Source organism: Paraburkholderia solisilvae, from assembly GCF_902859875.1.
Taxonomy (GTDB): Bacteria; Pseudomonadota; Gammaproteobacteria; order Burkholderiales; family Burkholderiaceae; genus Paraburkholderia; species Paraburkholderia solisilvae.
In genome coordinates, this window is sequence record NZ_CADIKF010000029.1 from 73,261 (window position 1) to 89,701 (window position 16,441).

General features: G+C 63.3%; 17 protein-coding genes and 1 pseudogene. 15 read left to right on the top strand and 3 right to left on the bottom strand.

Annotated elements, in window-relative coordinates:
* The first annotated feature begins 144 nt into the window (after positions 1-144).
* From HV675_RS18620 to HV675_RS18640, 5 genes are all read left to right on the top strand, one after another.
* Positions 145-684, top strand: coding sequence for a DUF2589 domain-containing protein (locus tag HV675_RS18620; RefSeq protein WP_175112410.1), 540 nt, complete (start codon positions 145-147; stop codon positions 682-684).
* The gene (locus HV675_RS18625) at positions 681-947 is read left to right on the top strand and encodes a hypothetical protein (protein WP_217478168.1); all 267 of its coding nucleotides are present in this window, start codon (positions 681-683) and stop codon (positions 945-947) included. The genes HV675_RS18620 and HV675_RS18625 overlap by 4 nt, the downstream gene beginning before the upstream one ends.
* 5 nt (positions 948-952) lie before the next feature.
* On the top strand, positions 953-1,585 hold the full coding sequence (locus HV675_RS18630) for a hypothetical protein (protein ID WP_175112411.1): 633 nt from the start codon (positions 953-955) through the stop codon (positions 1,583-1,585).
* A 148-nt stretch (positions 1,586-1,733) separates the two neighbouring features.
* A complete protein-coding gene (locus HV675_RS18635; RefSeq protein WP_175112412.1) occupies positions 1,734-2,390 on the top strand; it encodes a DUF2589 domain-containing protein in 657 nt (218 codons plus the stop codon).
* A gap of 100 nt (positions 2,391-2,490) precedes the next feature.
* Entirely contained in the window at positions 2,491-3,141 is a 651-nt protein-coding gene (locus HV675_RS18640; protein WP_175112413.1) for a glycoside hydrolase family 19 protein, read from the top strand.
* On the opposite strand, the gene HV675_RS18645 is transcribed toward HV675_RS18640, so the two are convergent.
* On the bottom strand, positions 3,138-4,097 hold the full coding sequence (locus HV675_RS18645) for a LysR family transcriptional regulator (protein WP_175112414.1): 960 nt from the start codon (positions 4,095-4,097) through the stop codon (positions 3,138-3,140). The two genes, HV675_RS18640 and HV675_RS18645, sit on opposite strands and share 4 nt — an antisense overlap.
* A 136-nt stretch (positions 4,098-4,233) precedes the next feature.
* Between HV675_RS18645 and HV675_RS18650 the strand changes: the two genes are divergently transcribed.
* The 5 genes from HV675_RS18650 to HV675_RS18670 all read left to right on the top strand — a co-directional run bounded on the left by HV675_RS18650 (position 4,234) and on the right by HV675_RS18670 (position 11,528).
* Entirely contained in the window at positions 4,234-5,019 is a 786-nt protein-coding gene (locus tag HV675_RS18650) for an SDR family oxidoreductase (protein WP_175112415.1), read from the top strand.
* A gap of 70 nt (positions 5,020-5,089) precedes the next feature.
* The gene (locus HV675_RS18655; RefSeq protein WP_175112416.1) at positions 5,090-6,028 is read left to right on the top strand and encodes a dihydrodipicolinate synthase family protein; all 939 of its coding nucleotides are present in this window, start codon (positions 5,090-5,092) and stop codon (positions 6,026-6,028) included.
* A 268-nt stretch (positions 6,029-6,296) separates the two neighbouring features.
* Complete coding sequence (locus tag HV675_RS18660; protein ID WP_246270381.1) at positions 6,297-7,901, top strand: methyl-accepting chemotaxis protein; 1,605 nt, start codon at positions 6,297-6,299, stop codon at positions 7,899-7,901.
* A gap of 46 nt (positions 7,902-7,947) precedes the next feature.
* Complete coding sequence (locus tag HV675_RS18665; RefSeq protein ID WP_175112417.1) at positions 7,948-9,276, top strand: MFS transporter; 1,329 nt, start codon at positions 7,948-7,950, stop codon at positions 9,274-9,276.
* Between the two features lie 716 nt (positions 9,277-9,992).
* Complete coding sequence (locus HV675_RS18670) at positions 9,993-11,528, top strand: hypothetical protein (protein WP_175112418.1); 1,536 nt, start codon at positions 9,993-9,995, stop codon at positions 11,526-11,528.
* 93 nt (positions 11,529-11,621) lie between these two features.
* On the opposite strand, the gene cobF is transcribed toward HV675_RS18670, so the two are convergent.
* Positions 11,622-12,392 carry a precorrin-6A synthase (deacetylating) gene (gene cobF / locus HV675_RS18675; RefSeq protein ID WP_175112419.1) on the bottom strand — a complete coding sequence of 257 codons (771 nt, stop codon included), beginning with the start codon at positions 12,390-12,392 and terminating at the stop codon, positions 11,622-11,624.
* Positions 12,393-12,544: 152 nt separating this feature from the next.
* On the opposite strand from cobF, the gene HV675_RS18680 reads away from it, so the two are divergent.
* From HV675_RS18680 to HV675_RS18700, 5 genes and pseudogenes are all read left to right on the top strand, one after another.
* A complete protein-coding gene (locus HV675_RS18680) occupies positions 12,545-13,792 on the top strand; it encodes an alkaline phosphatase family protein (protein WP_175112420.1) in 1,248 nt (415 codons plus the stop codon).
* Positions 13,789-14,037 carry a hypothetical protein gene (locus HV675_RS18685; protein WP_175112421.1) on the top strand — a complete coding sequence of 83 codons (249 nt, stop codon included), beginning with the start codon at positions 13,789-13,791 and terminating at the stop codon, positions 14,035-14,037. The genes HV675_RS18680 and HV675_RS18685 overlap by 4 nt, the downstream gene beginning before the upstream one ends.
* A gap of 1 nt (position 14,038) precedes the next feature.
* Positions 14,039-14,740, top strand: coding sequence for a hypothetical protein (locus HV675_RS18690; RefSeq protein ID WP_175112422.1), 702 nt, complete (start codon positions 14,039-14,041; stop codon positions 14,738-14,740).
* A 34-nt stretch (positions 14,741-14,774) separates the two neighbouring features.
* Positions 14,775-14,939 (top strand): annotated as a pseudogene (locus HV675_RS18695) (aminotransferase-like domain-containing protein); the annotation flags it as partial.
* Positions 14,940-15,124: 185 nt separating this feature from the next.
* Positions 15,125-16,192, top strand: coding sequence for an alkene reductase (locus HV675_RS18700; RefSeq protein WP_175112423.1), 1,068 nt, complete (start codon positions 15,125-15,127; stop codon positions 16,190-16,192).
* Positions 16,193-16,275: 83 nt separating this feature from the next.
* On the opposite strand, the gene HV675_RS18705 is transcribed toward HV675_RS18700, so the two are convergent.
* On the bottom strand, positions 16,276-16,441 hold a 166-nt coding region (locus tag HV675_RS18705), incomplete at its 5' end, for an AAA-associated domain-containing protein (RefSeq protein WP_175112424.1).

Below are 16,441 nucleotides of genomic sequence, written 5' to 3' on the forward strand. Positions count from 1 at the left end.
GCGCATCAGAAACGGTCAGGCCCGGCCGGCCGGCGGACTCTATCGTGACTACCTCGAGTGAATACCTCGAGTGACTACCTCAAGTGATCACTTCAAGCGGGAAGCTCCCTATTCCCCACCATCGCTTTCGCCACAGGAGCGGCCATGGCCAATTCAAACAGTCTCGAAGACATTGTGCGTGCAATCGCTCAATCGATCATGCAGGCGCAACATATGGTCGAAAAAGAGCAGGTCTCCAATTTCGCCACGTTCTTTACCGAGAATCGCGAACCCACCAGCATCGATATCCGGCTGCCGGCCACGCATAGCACCGCGCAGCCGGACGACATGCTGCACTACCGGCTGCCGCTGCTGTCGCTCGTGCCGCACAGTTCGCTCGTGATCGGCGAAGCGGAGATCGATCTCGACCTCGAGCTCGGCAGCTTCGAGGAGGTCGATCGCGACGGCGCGAACGACGCGATCATGAACCAGACCGGCAAGGCCGCGCCTGCGGAAAAGAAGGCGATGCTGATGGTGAGCGCGAGCAGCGCCAGCAAGAACACAAGCCGCAGCATCGCGCATATCAAGCTCAAGCTGCAGGCCACCGAAAAAACCGAAGGGCTTGCGCGGCTGCTCGACGACGTCGTCAAGTGCCAGGGCACGACCGGCTTGATCCAGCCGGCCGCCGAGGAACCGGCACCGTGAGCGCCGATCGCTTTCACCTGACCGAGATGCGCTTCATGAAGCGGATTGTGGTCGGCAACGACAATCCGCAGAGCATCCGCACCGAAGCTGAAGTACAGGAACAGATGGATCTCGTGAACCGCTGCTTGAGCGCCACGCCGCGTGGGTACATTCTGGGCATCGAAAAAAGCTTCGGACTGTACAACATCGGCGAACACCAGGTGGTGCTTCAGTATGCGGTCTACCACATCGGCTTTGCCCGCAAGCCGCATTTCCTGACCTAGCCGCCGTGACCGATCGCGTGCTCACCCTCGACGCGCTGTGCGCGGTGCTCGTCGATACGCTTCGCGAGACAAATGCGTCGCTCGCGCGCGATGTGCCGCTCGCGCGCGATGCCGGCGCCGATGCCGATGCCGATTCAAACGCCGGTTCCGACGGCGCAGGCTTCCCCTATCGGATCGAGCGCGAAACGAAATACGCGTTGCGCACGATACCGTACAGCGCGTTCCAACACGTTTGCCGTTATCAGCTGATGGAGTTGCGCTTCAGTGTGCCGTGTTGCGTCGTGACGCGCCGCGTCGGCAGCACGTGGCAAACGGTGCTGATGCTGCACCTGCCGGCCTGGTGGCAACGCCTCGGGCGCGCACCGGTATGCAGAGGGATGCATATCGACGTGCGCGCTGACGCGGATGCCCCGATCGCGCTGCGTTTCAGCCCGATCGAGCGCATTGCGTTGCCGCGCCGCGGCGATCGCTGGACCTTGCTGCTCACGCAGAACCAGAAGCAGACCCTCGCGTCATCCGCCGGGCCGGCAACAGAAACGCCGCCCACGCCGTCGCGTGCGGCGCTGCATCGTCGCATCGCTCAATGGCTGCGTCGCACATTCACAGCCAACGAGATTCACGACGACACCGCGCATTGAAAGCCACGACGGCACAACAGGAATGGTCACGAATCGCGTTTCTTAGCGATCCTAATATCGTGACAGGCGCACGAACTCCCGCGCCAACGATGCCGATATCACGCTGATAAAGGCTCGCTTCCTGGACCGCACTTCTTAAGGAACTTCCATGTCTGAACTGATCGATATGGCATCCCAATTCAAGGGATTGCCGATGGCCGACCTGATCGGCAGTCCGTTGACGGCCGCTTGCGATGCACAGATCAAGCTCGCCAACGCGACCGCCGATTTCATCAAGTACGTCGGATTTCTGCCGCCGCCCGCCAGCGACCCGAACGGTGTCGGCGATACCCGCGTCGCGCACTTCTCGTTCAAGCGGCCGGTTGCGGACCCGGCGGACGCAACAAAAACGGTCGACGAAAACGTCTCGATCGACGTGCCGCTGCTCGCGATCGTCAAAGTTCCCGCGCTGTCGATTACAAAAGTGGACATCACATTCGATATGGAAGTGAAGTCTTCGTTCGCGTCGAAGGAATCGACCGACGCGTCGGCGAAGATGGCTGCAGACATCAAGGTCGGCTGGGGTCCGATTAGCGCGAAGGTGCACCTCGAAGGCTCGGTGTCGACACACAAGGAGAACACGCGTTCGTCCGACAACTCGGCGAAGTATCACGTGCAGGTGCTGGCCGAGGATTCGGGCATGCCTGAAGGACTCGCCCGGGTGCTCGACATTCTGCAGACCGCGATCCAGCCGAAGACGAGCGGCACGACACCGAGCGTATCGGGCGGCGGCACCGGCGGCGGCGGCACGGGCGCCGACAAGTAACGCGCACGCGACGAGCAGCGGCTGACCGCATCGTTCGCTTACGTCCTCTCAACTTTCACCGGTGCGTCCCGCTCGACGCGCCGGCTCAAGGAGTTCCTTCATGGCTGACATCACGCTCGAACAACTGAGAAGCCTGCTCACCGTGCCCGACCCCGATGCGCACGCGGCACGCTGGCTCGATCCGATCAATCGCGCAATGACCGAATGGTCGATCGACAATCCTGAGCGCCAGGCGGCATTTCTCGCACAAACGCTGCATGAGTCCGGACAGTTCCGCTATCTGTCGGAGAATCTGCATTACTCGGCGCAGCGGCTGCGCCAGGTCTGGCCCGCGCGCTTTCGCAGCGACGCGGAAGCACAGGAATGTGCGGGCAACCCCGAGAAGCTTGCCAACCGGATCTATGCGAGCCGGCTCGGCAACGGCGACGAGGCAAGCGGCGACGGCTGGAATTTCCGCGGCCGCGGGTTGATCCAGCTGACGGGACGCGACAACTATGAACGCTGCGCGAATGCGCTGCAGCTCGATCTGCTTGCGCAGCCGGACCTGCTGCAGGAACCCGATGGCGCGGCGCGTTCCGCCGCATGGTTCTGGGCGAGCAACAAGCTCAACGAGCTCGCCGATCCGAAGCCGGACCGCGACCCCGCGGACGACTTCGCGGCCATTTCGAAGCGCATCAATGGCGGCACCGTCGGGCTGCAGGCGCGCATCGAGTATTGGGAGAAGGTGAAAGCAGCGCTCGGCATCGGTTAGCGCGAAGCGCGGCCTTTAGCGCGGCGCCCGGAATCGGGCGGCGACGCTGAAGGCGGGTTGGCGGGGTTCGCAGGGTCGGTGGATGGGCTGCTGATTGCGCGCGCTTCAGCAGCAAGACTGTCGATCAGCGTCATCGCAGGCTGGCGGTTCATCGCCGCCAGCCTGATCAGAATGCCGATCTCGCGCGTAAGCGGACGGCCCGGCAGCGGCACCACCATGATCCCCGCGGTACGCGCGACGGGCACCAGTTCACCGGGAATAATCGAGCACCCCAGGCCCTCGCCGACCATCTTCAGGATAACGGACGGTTCATCCACTTCGATGCTGTCCATCGTCCACAAACCTTGCCGCTTTAGAAAACGGTCGACCAGCTGGCCGCCGTGCGAGCGCCGGTCATAGCGGATAAAGGGCTGCTCGCGGAACAGCTTGCCCAACTCCGTCGACGAACCTTTGGGCGCCACGCCGACATAGCGTTCCTGCATCAGCGGAATCCACTTCAGATCGGCAGGCAAGCCAAGCCGCGGCTTGATCATCACCGCAACGTCGAGATCGTGCGAGTCGACGCGCGTGAGCAGCTGGATCGACGTGCCCGGCACGATATTAATGTGCGCCATCGCATGCGCGCGGCGAAAGCGCAGCAAAGCCTTCGTGAGAAAGCTGTGCTGCACGGTGGAAATCGCGCCGAGATTGATCGCGCCGCGCCCCGTCCCGCCCGGGTTCTGCTTCAGGCCCTCGAACGATTCGAGAATGCGCGTCGCCTGTTCGAGCACCGCGCGGCCGTCGCTGCTCAGTGTGACCGACTTGCCCGTGCGGTCGAACAACGTATAGCCCAGTTCCTCTTCCAGCCGCCGGATCTGCGTGCTGACCGCCGATTGGGTCAGCCCCAGCCGGTTGCCCGCCGCCGAGAACGACTCGGTTTCGGCTGACACGACGAAGGTGCGGAGATTACGAATCATGGATCAATTTTTTCGATGCTCAGTCAAGAAACTATCCGTTTTGTATCGAACTTCTAGTTACCTATACTAGCCGGTCATTGGGTAGTCCGCTTCGACGCCCGCCGTTCTCATCACCGTCTATCTCTGGAGTCGCACCTTGGATCTGGGAATTGCTGGAAAAACCGCACTCGTATTCGGCGCCGCAGGCGGACTGGGCGGCGCGATTGCGCGCGCGCTGGCAGCGGAAGGCGCGCGCATTGCGGTCGCCGATATCAATGAAGACGCGCTGTCGCAAACCGTTGCGGAGATTCGCGCCGCCGGCGCCGAAGCGCTGCCGCTGCAGTGGGATCTGGCGGATCTGAGCATCGTCGAAAACCGCATCCAGGCTATCCAGGCCGCGTTCGGCGGCGTCGATATCCTCGTGAACAACACCGGCGGACCGCCGCCGACGCCGGCGGCAGGACAGTCTGCGGATCTGTGGACCAAAAGCTTCCAGTCGATGGTGCTATCGGTCATTGCGATTACGGACCAGGTGCTGCCCGGTATGCGCGAGCGCAAGTGGGGTCGCGTGATCACCAGCACGTCGTCGGGCGTGGTTGCGCCGATCGCGGGACTCGGCATCTCGAACGCGCTGCGCATGTCGCTGCTGGGCTGGTCGAAGACGCTCGCGCGCGAAGTGGGCCGCGACGGCATCACGTCGAATATCGTGCTGCCGGGCCGTATCGCGACGCCGCGCATCACGTTCCTCGACGAACAGAAAGCCAAACGCGAAGGACGCAGCGTCGAGCAGGTGAGCGCCGAGAGCGTTGCGTCGATTCCGGTCGGACGCTATGGCGAGCCGCGCGAATACGCATCGGCGGTGGCATTCCTCGCCAGCACGCAAGCGGCCTACATCACCGGCTCGGTGATTCGCGTCGACGGCGGACTGATCGCCAGCATCTGAGCGTCGCCCGTCACTGCGTCACTGCGTTAATGCGCCACTCCGTCAAACAGAACCGGAAGGAAGCCGGACCATGAGCAACTTGTTGAATCCCACTGCCAAAGGCGTCTTTCTGATCGCGGTGACGCCGTTTACCGAAAGCGGCGAGCTCGATCTCGCGAGCACGGACCGCATGGTGGATTTTTATCTGGAGCGCGGCGCGACCGGCCTGACGATTCTCGGCATCCTCGGCGAAGCGACCAAGCTGACGGCCGACGAGTCGCGCACGTTCGTCAAGCGCGTCCTTGCGCGCGTCGCCGATCGTGTGCCGGTGGTGGTCGGCGCCTCGGCAGCGGGCTTCGCGCCGATGCGCGAACTGGCCGCAAGCGTCATGGAAATGGGCGCGTCCGGCGTGATGGTCGCGCCGGCTCCGACGCTGCGCACCGACGATCAGATCGTCGCGTACTTCGACATGGTCAACGAGACGCTCGGCGACGGCTGTCCGTGGGTGCTGCAGGATCATCCGGTTTCAACCGGCGTGCAGATGTCGACGCCGGTCGTCCTGCGCATCCTCAGGAACTCGCCGTCCTGCGTGATGCTCAAGCATGAAGACTCGCCGGGACTCGCGAAACTGTCGGCCATCCGCGCGGCCAGCGACAAGGGCGATGTGAAGCGGGTGTCGATCCTGACGGGCAATGGCGGCGGCCTGTTCCTGCCTGAAGAACTGACGCGCGGCGCGGACGGCGCGATGACCGGTTTTGCGTACCCCGAAATGATGGTCGATGTGTGCGAGGCCCATGCGTGCGGCGATATCGAACGCGCGCATGACCTGTTCGACGCATACCTGCCGCTCGCGCGCTATGAGCAACAGTCGGGCATTGGCCTCGCGGTGCGCAAACACCTGATGGCGCAACGCGGCGTCATCGCTTCGGCGGCATTGCGCAAACCCGGCCCCAAACTGTCGGCGGCCGATCTCGCCGATATCGAGCGCCTTGTCCGCAGACAGACGAAGCGCCTTGGCGAGCTTCAATAGTCGTTGCGCCAGGCGAGGATGTGCGGCGCCGCGAGGCGCTCGCCCATCCCGTTTCACGCACTCGCCAACCGCGCGTCCGGATGTTTCCTCCATGCCGCTTACAAGAAATCAAATGGACGAAATTTATAGCGTCGCACTGCAAGTTCCAGCCGTTTTTGTCTAAAGATTGCTGAGTCCCTACCGTTAATACAAACGATTGCTCAGGATTTGCCTTGATGGTCGAGGCCTGGGTTCGGTAGGTCGATCGAGATGATGCGGAGGAACGGAAGTGAGTCGCCTGAGCCTGAATGCAAAGTTGTGGGCGGCACTCGCCGTCATGTGGGTGGGTCTTCTGCTGCTGGCCGGCAGCGCGCTGGTGGAAACGCACCGGACGATGCTCGCGGAGCGCAAGGCCACCATTCGAAGCGTGGTTGAATCCGCGACCGCCGTCGTAGCCGAACTGGCCGCCCAGGCCGACCGCCGTGAAATTACCGTGGACGACGCTAAAAAGCAGGCCATCGCGCGCCTGAAAGCGATGCGCTACGGCAAGGGCGGCTACCTCTTCATCATGGATGCGTATCCGCACGTGCTGATGCATCCGACGCTGCCCGACCTGCTCAACAAGGACGTCAGCGCGAACAAGGATCCGGACGGCAAGCTGCTGTTCGTCGAACAGGTGCGCGCCGCGCAAAACGCGGACGGCGAAGGCTACGCGGAATTCAAGGGACGCGTGCCGAACGCGACGGGCGTGACGTACGAAACCAAGCTCGCCTTTGTCAAACAGTTCAAACCATGGGACTGGTACATCGATTCGGGCCTTTATCTGACTGACGTCGCCGCCGAGTTCCGCCGCTTGCTGGTCGAATACCTGTTGTTCGTGCTTGCGATCGGCGCCGTCGTGTCGGCGGCGATGTTGCTGATCAGCCGCAGCGTGCGCCTGAGTCTGGGCGGCGATCCGTCGGACGCCGCGCGCATTGCCACGCAGATCGCAACCGGCGACCTCAGCGCGACGGTGGTCACGGCGCCCAGCGATCGCGACAGCATGCTGTATTCGATGAAACAGATGCAGGAACACCTGACGCAAATGATCGGCAAGATCATGGTGTCCACCGACTCGATCGCCACCGCGACGGGCGAGATCGCGTCAGGCACCACGGACCTGTCCCGCCGCACCGAAGAACAGGCCGCGTCGTTGCAGGAAACCGCGTCGAGCATGGAACAACTGACCGGCGCAGTCCGCCAGAACGCCGAGAACGCGCGCCAGGCCACCTCGGTGGCCGGCGACGCATCGCGGGTCGCGCAGCGCGGCGGCGAAGTGGTCGGACGCGTCGTCGAGACGATGCGCGGCATCACCGACAGTTCGTCGAAGGTCGCGGAGATTATCTCCGTGATCGAAGGCATTGCATTCCAGACCAATATCCTCGCGCTCAATGCCGCCGTCGAAGCGGCGCGCGCGGGCGAACAAGGGCGGGGCTTCGCGGTGGTCGCGGGCGAGGTGCGCACGCTCGCGCAGCGCAGCGCCACGGCCGCGAAGGAAATCAAGCAGTTGATCAGCGAGTCCGTCGAGCGTGTCGGATCGGGCTCGAAGCAGGTCGAAGAAGCAGGCAGCACGATCGACGAAGTGGTCCGCTCGGTGGCACGCGTGACGGCCATCATGAAAGAAATTTCGGCAGCCTCCGACGAGCAGAGCACCGGTATCGATCAGGTCAATCGTGCGGTGACGCAGATGGATCAGGTCACGCAGCAAAATGCGGCGCTCGTCGAGCAGGCGACGGCGGCGGCGCAATCCATGGCCGAGCAGGCTCAATTGCTACGCGATTCCGTGGCCGCGTTCAAGGTGGGCGACACCACTCACGCGCGCGTGCCCCGACTCGGCACTTCGTTGCAGTTCTAGCCGGACTCTGTCCCTCCCGCCTCTCAACGTCAGCTCCCTGGACACCATGCAACCGCTCAGCGAAAAAACCGTCATACGCAAGATTTTCTGGCGCGTGATCCCGCTTCTGATGGTCCTGTACGTGATCTCGTTCGTCGACCGGATCAATGTCGGCTTTGCGGCGCTGACCATGAACAGGGATATCGGCCTCACGCCCTACCTGTTCGGCTGGGGCGCGGGCATTTTCTTTGTCGGCTACTTCATCTTCGAGGTTCCGAGCAACGTGATGATGGTGCGGGTCGGCGCGCGCATCTGGATTTCACGCATTCTGCTGACGTGGGGCGTGCTGGCGTGCGCGATGGCGCTCGTGACCGGACCGGTAAGCTTTATCGTGATGCGGTTTTTGCTGGGGGTCGCCGAGGCGGGATTTTTCCCGGGCGTGATTCTCTATCTGACGTACTGGTTTCCCACCCGTTACCGGGCGCGCATTGTGTCGGCGTTCATGCTGTCCATTCCCGTTTCGATTGCGGTCGGCGCGCCGGTCTCGACGCTGATTCTGCAAATGAACGGCATGCTCGGCGTGAAGGGATGGCAATGGCTATACATCATTGAAGGACTGCCCGCGATCATCGGTGCATTCATCGGGCTGCGCTTGCTGACGGACCGTCCGGAGAGCGCGACCTGGCTCGCCGCGGACGAACGGGCATGGCTCAAGGCGGAACTGGCCGCGGACGACGCCGCGCCGTCTTCAGGCGGCAAGATTGCCGGTCTCGGCAAGGCGCTCTTCAATCCGACCGTGCTGATGCTCGCGTTCGTCTACTTCTGTGCGACCGGCGCGAACCTCGGGCTGTCGTTCTTCCTGCCGCAAATCATCAAGCAGCAAGGCTATAGCAATATCACCGTCGGGTTGATCACGTCGATTCCGTATATTGCCGGGTGTGCCGGCATGCTGATCGTCGGCAACCTGTCCGATCGCTTCAATGAACGGCGCTGGTTCCTTGCCGGCACCATGGTGCTGGCCGCCGGGGGCCTCGTCGCGGCCGGCGCGTTGGGCGCGTCGGCCTGGTCGATCGCAGCGTTGAGCGTGGCCGCTATCGGCATCTTCGGGTGCAAGGGGCCGTTCTGGACGCTGCCGTCCGCGTATCTCCGCGGTCCGGCGGCAGCGGGCGGGATTGCGTTCATCAACGCGATCGGCAATCTTGGCGGCTTCGCGGGACCGTATCTGGTCGGCCTGTTCAAGCGCTCATCCGACAGCTATGCGGATGGGCTCTGCGCACTCGCCGCGTTCTGCGTGGCGGCGTTGGTGGTGACGGTGCTGTTTATCCGGCCGCGGCGCGAAGCGCACGCCGCGTCGTTTCACGGCGGCCTCGCGGCCGGCAATGAGGACGTCAAGTAGCGACGTCTGGTTCATCGACGCGCCTGCGCTCCCGGGTGGGCTGTCGCGTTCATAACAACAACGACACAACCGGTTGAGATGACGTCTCAACCGGTATGAGTTTGCGACGGACCTGCTCGCTCCAGGACGGTCGCGCGGCGTGGTCGTCAGCGGTTTGCAGCGAGCCGCAGTTTCAAACAGCCAGACGAAGTGATCCGGCGCCCAGCGACAACGCAATGAAAGCGCCCTTTTGCCGGTCATCCATTCACGCCAGGACGGCAGAACCCGCCCGCAGCAAGTTGTAGTGGCGACGCCCCTCGACGGCACAACTTCCCCGCTTGCCATAAGCATCAGCGTTTCCGCGCTGGCTCAACGCTCAAACGGCGTCTCCTCTTTCTCCCCGACGATCTTTGAAATAGCGCACCACACCTGCACAGCCGCTTTGCCGCCGTGCCGCAGGAATGGCCAATCCGCGCCGCCGTTCTTAATCTTCGTAATTCTTCGTTCACCGCTCTGACATGGATAGTTCGTAGCTTGTGTGGCGCTATGCCAGCAGCACCGACTCATTTCATTAACCTTGGTTGAACTTAATAACTGTAATGAAAACGACGCTCCGGTTACTTTCAATTGCGGCTCTGATCTCGGCACTCTCCGCGTGCGGAGGGAGTAGTTCAGGTACGTCGCCATCCAGCCCTTCGTCCGCTGCCAGCAGCGCCTTTACAGCGGGAAATCTGCTGGTGTCGCGCTCGGCATACGATCCGGCGAATGTCGTGACCGGCACGCTGCCCTTCAACGCAACGCCTGAAACCACCAACTCCACGCCCGTGACCGCCGTCACGCCCGGCACTTTTCCGAACGTCTTCACGAACGACGCCAACGACGCGAACTTCGGCGTAACCTCCGAAGTGCTGCTGGATCAATGGGCGCCGGGCGCAACCAGCCCCGCGCAAACGCTCGACGTCACGGCCATGGCCGCCAAAAACCAGACCAGCTTCGCGACCAGCTTCTCATCGAAGTCCGAACTGGCGTTGAATGTTTCTGTCGATCATCAGTCGGTGACCTTTGTCGCTTACAACAGTCCGATTGACCAGATCGATATTTCCAACAGCAATACGCCTGGTGTGATCGATCCGACCAATAACGACGTCGCCACGCCGACTTTCCGTACGGTCGCCGAGTTGAATTTCGCCAACAGCGGTTTGTCGTTTACGAATACCAATGCGTTCAGCGGCGATAACGGCCGTGCCGCCGTCAAAGCCAACGGGATGTACTACCTCGTCGGCAATGCGGGCGATTCGGGAAAGAACCCGAAGCCGACCACCGCGCAGCTCGATATGTTGACGACCGATACCGGCGTGCAAAGCATTGTGCCGGGCAGTACCTGTCCGTTTACGCAGGTGATCGGCGCGTTCCAGTCCAGCAACGGCGGCAGCTATAGTCCCGCGCCCGCGGGAACGGCATGTTCGCTCGCCACCATGGGCACCATTACCGGCGGCAGCTCCACCGGCGACGAGTTCGGTTTTTCGATTACCAGCATCGGCCAGGCCGCGGACAAGACGGGCAAGGACGACAACTTCCGTGGCATGTTCGTCGGCCCGGACGGCACGATGTATATCACGAAGGGAAGCGGCAGCAATGGCGTGAACACCGTGTATCAGGTGGGCGCGACGGGTGCGTTGGCCAACGGCGGCCTGTTGCCGCAGAACGCTGCGATCACGATCGTTCCGGGCTTCACGACCAGCCTGGCAGCCAACCCGCCGCCCACGACGATTACCGGCACGATCTTCCCCTTCGGCGTCTGGATTCCGACGTCGAACCCGTCGCTCATGTTCGTTTCTGACGAAGGCGACGGCACGGCGGGCGATCAGGTAACCGGCAGTGGCGGTCTGTGGGTGTACCAGAACCAGAACGGCACATGGGTGGCGCTCACGCATCTGACGGCGGGTCTGAACCTCGGCGCCGCGTACACGGTGACGGACAGTCTGGGCCTGTTCGGAACGGTTGGGACAAGCTACACGACCACACCGGACGGTCTGCGCAGCATCACGGGCCAAACCAACAGCGACGGCTCGTTCACGATCTACGGGACGACGTCGACGGCCGGCAACAGCCTGGGCGCCAACTTCGATTCAGGTGCCGACTCGAACCAGCTGGTCAAGATCACGGTGAACGTCAACGGTTCGGTCGCCACCTCCGCAAGCGGCTTTAGCGTGATTCAGACGGCTCCTTTCGGCCAGGTCCTGCGCGGCGTGGCGATTGTGCCGGGCGCCTGAAGCACCGCTACGCTGCAACCCTGCGCGAGACGCAGGGCTAACTGAAGAACGGAACGGCGCGGCGCTATCCTGCCGCGCGAGCCCGCAGGCATGTCAAACATCCTCGCTGCCGCGCCGTTTCAACAGATACGTGTCCATGATCCAGCCGTGCCGTTGCCGCGCCTCGGCCCGGCTGCGTTCGATTTCGTCCATCACGTCGCGCAGTTTGCCGGCAATCAGAATCTCGTCCGGTGTGCCGACATATGCGCCCCAGTAGATGTCGAGATCTTCGTCGGCGACCTGCCGGAACGCATTCTGCGAATCGAGCATCACGACCGCGCTATCGACATGGTCCGGAAAGCCCTCTGCAATAGCGCGTCCGTTAGTGATCGCAAGCGGGCGGCCAATTGCATTGAGCGCAATGCGGTGCTTTGCCGCGAGCGCCTGCACGCTGCTGATGCCGGGAATCACCTCATACTCGAACACGTGCCGGCCGCTTTGCGCAATCGCCGCGACGATACGCATCGTGCTGTCGTATAGCGACGGATCGCCCCACACGAGAAACGCGCCGCATTCGCCGTCGCGCAGTTCGTCCGCGATCAGCCGCTCGAAAATATCCTGCTTGTCGCGGTTCAGATCTTCGACGGTTCGCACGTAATCCGGCTCGCCGACGCGGCGCTCGGGGCTCGTCGCCTCGACGACGCGGTACGTCCGATCCTTCACGTAGCGCTCGATAATCTCCTTGCGCAGCGCGACGAGTTTGCCCTTTGCCGGGCCTTTGTCCATCACGAAGAACACATCGACCTGATTGAGCGCGTTGACCGCCTGAATGGTCACGTACTCGGGATTGCCGGCGCCGATGCCGATGATCAGTAGCTTTTTCATGTTGTACTCCGCGCCTCCACGGCATTGAAAGCGAATCTCAAGCGGCGTTGAAAGCGTATACGTTAAATCGGTGCGGCACCGGCGTCCCGGGCTTACGCGAATCTTTGCGGGACCGTACACTAGCACGCGGTCACACGACTGGAGAACGCCCAATGCCAGCAGACGCAACGCCCGCTTCCGACGCGCCGCAGGCCCGCATCCGGCATGTGTTCGTGCTGATGCTCGAAAACCGCTCGTTCGATCATCTGTTCGCGCTATCGGGTATCCCCGGCATCGTCGCGGCTACGTCCGCGAATACGAATACGCACGACGGCAATGTTTACCCGTTCGGCGGCGACGCACCGAAGACCTTGCCCACCGACCCGCCGCACGAATTTGCCGACGTGGTCGAACAACTATGCGGCGCGGGCGTGCGATTCGCGAAAGGCCAGCCGTTTCCGCCCGTCGACAACGCGGGTTTCGCCGCGAACTTCGCAACGTCGGCATCCGAGGGCGCGCTGCCGCCGCAGGCCGACATCGGCGACATTATGCGCGGCATCGATACCCGCGCCGAGGCGCCGGCACTGTATGCGCTCGCCACCGAGTTCGTGCTGTGCGACGGCTGGCGCTCGTCGCTGCCCGGGCCGACCTGGCCGAACCGCTACTTCGTGCATGGTGCATCGTCAGCCGGGCTGGATCATACGCCGACCCGTGAGGAGATGGTCGAATGGGAGTCCGTCGACGGCTTCAGCTTTCCGAACGGCTCGATCTTTGACGCGCTCGGCAAAGACAACTACCGGCTCTACCAGGATGAGTCGGGGTCGCTGCTGGGCCGCGTGCCGCAAGTCGCGTCGATCAGGCACATCGATTTTTTCGACGTCGACAATCTGTCGCACCTGGAAGCCGATCTCGCGCACAACTACAGCGCCCGCTATACGTTTATCGAGCCGAACTACGGCGATCTCGCCCATCAGACATTTGTCGGCGGCAGTTCGCAGCATCCGCTCGACGGCGTCGCGCGTGGCGACCAGCTTGTTGCGCGCGTCTACAACACACTGCGCCAGTCGCCGGTCTGGCAAAACAGTCTGCTCGTGATCCTTCACGATGAGCACGGGGGCCTGTACGACTCCGTGCAGCCAGGCGCCGCGGTGCCGCCGGACGACGGCGCCGCCGCGAGACTGAACACGTCGGGATTCGGCTTCGACGTCTACGGCGTGCGCGTGCCCGCTATCGTGGTGTCGCCGTGGGTCGCGAAAGGCGTGGTCGATCATACGGTGTACGATCACAGTTCGGTACTCGCGAGCATCGAACGCCTGTTCGGTATCGCGCCGTTGACGCAGCGCGACCGTCACGCGAACGATCTGCTGTCGCTGATTACCCCCACCTGCCGGACCGACTGCCCGGAAAGGATCGGAACATGAGTCAGACCGGAACCATCGACCCACGCGACGCACACCCCGTGCGCAACGGCTCGAACCTGATGGCGTATCTGCATGTGTTGAAGAAAGCGCATGCCGTGATGGTCGGACATGCGCGGGCGGAGCAGCGCTTTCGTCAGATCGTCACATATGGCGAGGCCCAACGGTATATCGAGGAGTTGATGCCGCTCCTGCTGCGCGAGTGCGACTCGCGGTGGCAGCAGCGTCGGCGCACCGCGGGCGGCTGAGATGAACACGCCGGCGCCGGTCGCGTATTTCGCCCGCCCTGTGCTTGCCGCACTGTGCGCGGCAGGCACGGCCGCGCTCGCCGCATGCGGCGGCAGTTTCTGCGTCGGCGTCGACGGCTGCGTCGGCAGCACCGCATCCAATCTCACGCTGACGGGCACGGCGGCCACCGGTAAAGCGCTCGCCAGCGCGACCGTGAGCGTGAGCTGCGCACAAGGCGCGGGCACTGCGTTGACGGACGGCGGCGGCAACTACAGCGTCGCGCTCAACGCCACGCCTCCGTGCGTGCTGACCGTCACGTCGGGCAGCACGACGCTGCATTCGGTGGCATTCGCCGGCGGCACCTTCAATACGACGCCGGAAACCGACCTGATGCTCGTTTATCTCGCCGCGCAACTCGGCACGAACGAAAACGGTCTGTTGACGGGCTTCGCCACCAGCACGGCGTTTCAACAGGCGCTTGCGAACCCGACCAATGTGCTCGCCGCACAAACGGCCGTCGTCACGAATCTGCAGCAGCATTACGCGGTGACGCTCACTACGCCCGCGTTTCTGTCGACGCCGTTCGTCGTCGGTCAGGCCGGCGTCGATAGCGATCTCGGCACGCTCGCCAGCGCCGGCGCAATCGACGCGAACGGCATGCCCGACGCGGCCGCCGTGTCGCTGCTCGCGGCGGCCGGCAGCACACATCCGCTCGGACAATGAACGCAGCCGGCGCCGGCGCGCGCTGTCATGCGCGATCGTGATGCCGTCATCGGCATTCGCGGTCGATCGTGCGGAAATGGAACGCGGCGTGCGAATCCATCTCGCGTGCGCATCGTCGCGCGAGCAACACGTGCGCGCGTTGCAGATCGTCGCACGGACCTTGCGCGATCGCGCACGCCCACTATTCGGCACGCTCTGAAGCGGCGCTGCGGGCCGCACGGATCGCCCGATATAAATACGCTGTCGATTGGCCGACATCGAGCCAACCATTGCGTTTTTCTAACGCCTTGTTCGCGTTGAGGGTGCTCAACGCCCCGCCGTCTCCTATCGTTCCCCGCTGAGCGCACAGCCGCGGCGCATTGCCTAACAACAGGATCGATAGATATGACTACTTTGTGGGACCCCATTCAAGTCGGCAACCTCTCTCTGCCCCATCGCTTCGCGATGGCGCCCATGACGCGCAGCCGCGCGAATCCGGACGGCACGCCCGGCCCGTTCGCCGCCGAGTATTACGCGCAGCGCGCGTCACTCGGTTTGCTGATCACCGAAGGCGTGCAGCCGTCCGAAGACGGCCAGGGCTATCTGACGACGCCGGGCATGCATACCGATGCTCAGGTCGAAGTCTGGCGGAAAGTGACGTCGGCGGTGCATGACGCGGGCGCCCGGATGTTTATCCAGTTCATGCACGTCGGACGCATGTCGCACCCGGACAATACGCCGCACCATCGGCAACCGGTCGCGCCGTCCGCGCTCGCCGCAGGCGCGCAGATGTACACGATGAAGGGCATGCTGCCGATGGCGACGCCGCGCGCGCTCAGCACCGCCGAAGTCAAGGCCACCGTGCAGGACATGCGCCGCGCAGCCGCACTCGCGATGGAAGCCGGCGCCGACGGCGTGGAACTGCACGGCGCGAATGGTTACTTGCTGCATCAGTTTTTTGCGCCGAACGCGAATACGCGTACCGACGAATACGGCGGCTCGTACCAGAATCGCGCGCGGGTCGCGCTCGAAGCGGCGCACGCGGTCGCCGGGGAGATCGGCCCGGAGCGCACCGCGATCCGTATTTCTCCGCTCGACGTGGTGGGCGGTATCGAGGAGGGCGAGGACAATTTCGAACTCTACCGCTACCTCGCACGCGAGCTCGACAAGATGAAGCTCGCGTACCTGCATGTGTATTACACGTACAAGAACGACGATCTGCTCAAGCAGATCCGCGAAGCGTGGACGCAGCCGTTGATGCTGCTGCGCGCGACGCGGACCCTGGACACGCTCGGTGACGATGTCGAATCCGGACTGGCCGATATGGTATCGATCGGCAAATGGGCGCTCGCGAACCCCGACTTCGTCGAGCGCTACAAGCAGAACGCGCCGCTCAACAAGCCGGTCGCCGCGACCTTTTACGGCGGCACGGATGTCGGATATATCGACTATCCGAAGATGGCCGCGCGCTGACAGCGCTCACGTGCCGCGAGTCGTGCGCGCGTGACGTTTCTGCCGCCAGGCGTGCGCGACGCCGTCGGGCGGCGGCGCCATCGTCAGGATTCGACGTCGGCGAGACCGAAAATCTCCGACTGGTCGTTATACGAGAAGATCTCGCCGTAACGCCCCCAGTTGATCACCGCGTCGAGCGTCTCCTGCGCCGCGCTGTCGGACAGGAAGTCCTCCAGCTCCTGCTCGAAGCGCACGCGCGGTGCGCGGTGC

Excerpts from the sequence above, each read along its gene's own strand:
- HV675_RS18620 (WP_175112410.1), top strand. The coding sequence starts at position 145 with ATGGCCAATTCAAACAGTCTCGAAGACATTGTGCGTGCAATCGCTCAA.
- HV675_RS18635 (WP_175112412.1), top strand. The coding sequence starts at position 1,734 with ATGTCTGAACTGATCGATATGGCATCCCAATTCAAGGGATTGCCGATG.
- HV675_RS18640 (WP_175112413.1), top strand. The coding sequence starts at position 2,491 with ATGGCTGACATCACGCTCGAACAACTGAGAAGCCTGCTCACCGTGCCC.
- HV675_RS18645 (WP_175112414.1), bottom strand. The coding sequence starts at position 4,097 with ATGATTCGTAATCTCCGCACCTTCGTCGTGTCAGCCGAAACCGAGTCG.
- HV675_RS18655 (WP_175112416.1), top strand. The coding sequence starts at position 5,090 with ATGAGCAACTTGTTGAATCCCACTGCCAAAGGCGTCTTTCTGATCGCG.
- HV675_RS18665 (WP_175112417.1), top strand. The coding sequence starts at position 7,948 with ATGCAACCGCTCAGCGAAAAAACCGTCATACGCAAGATTTTCTGGCGC.
- cobF (WP_175112419.1), bottom strand. The coding sequence starts at position 12,392 with ATGAAAAAGCTACTGATCATCGGCATCGGCGCCGGCAATCCCGAGTAC.
- HV675_RS18680 (WP_175112420.1), top strand. The coding sequence starts at position 12,545 with ATGCCAGCAGACGCAACGCCCGCTTCCGACGCGCCGCAGGCCCGCATC.
- HV675_RS18685 (WP_175112421.1), top strand. The coding sequence starts at position 13,789 with ATGAGTCAGACCGGAACCATCGACCCACGCGACGCACACCCCGTGCGC.
- HV675_RS18690 (WP_175112422.1), top strand. The coding sequence starts at position 14,039 with ATGAACACGCCGGCGCCGGTCGCGTATTTCGCCCGCCCTGTGCTTGCC.
- HV675_RS18700 (WP_175112423.1), top strand. The coding sequence starts at position 15,125 with ATGACTACTTTGTGGGACCCCATTCAAGTCGGCAACCTCTCTCTGCCC.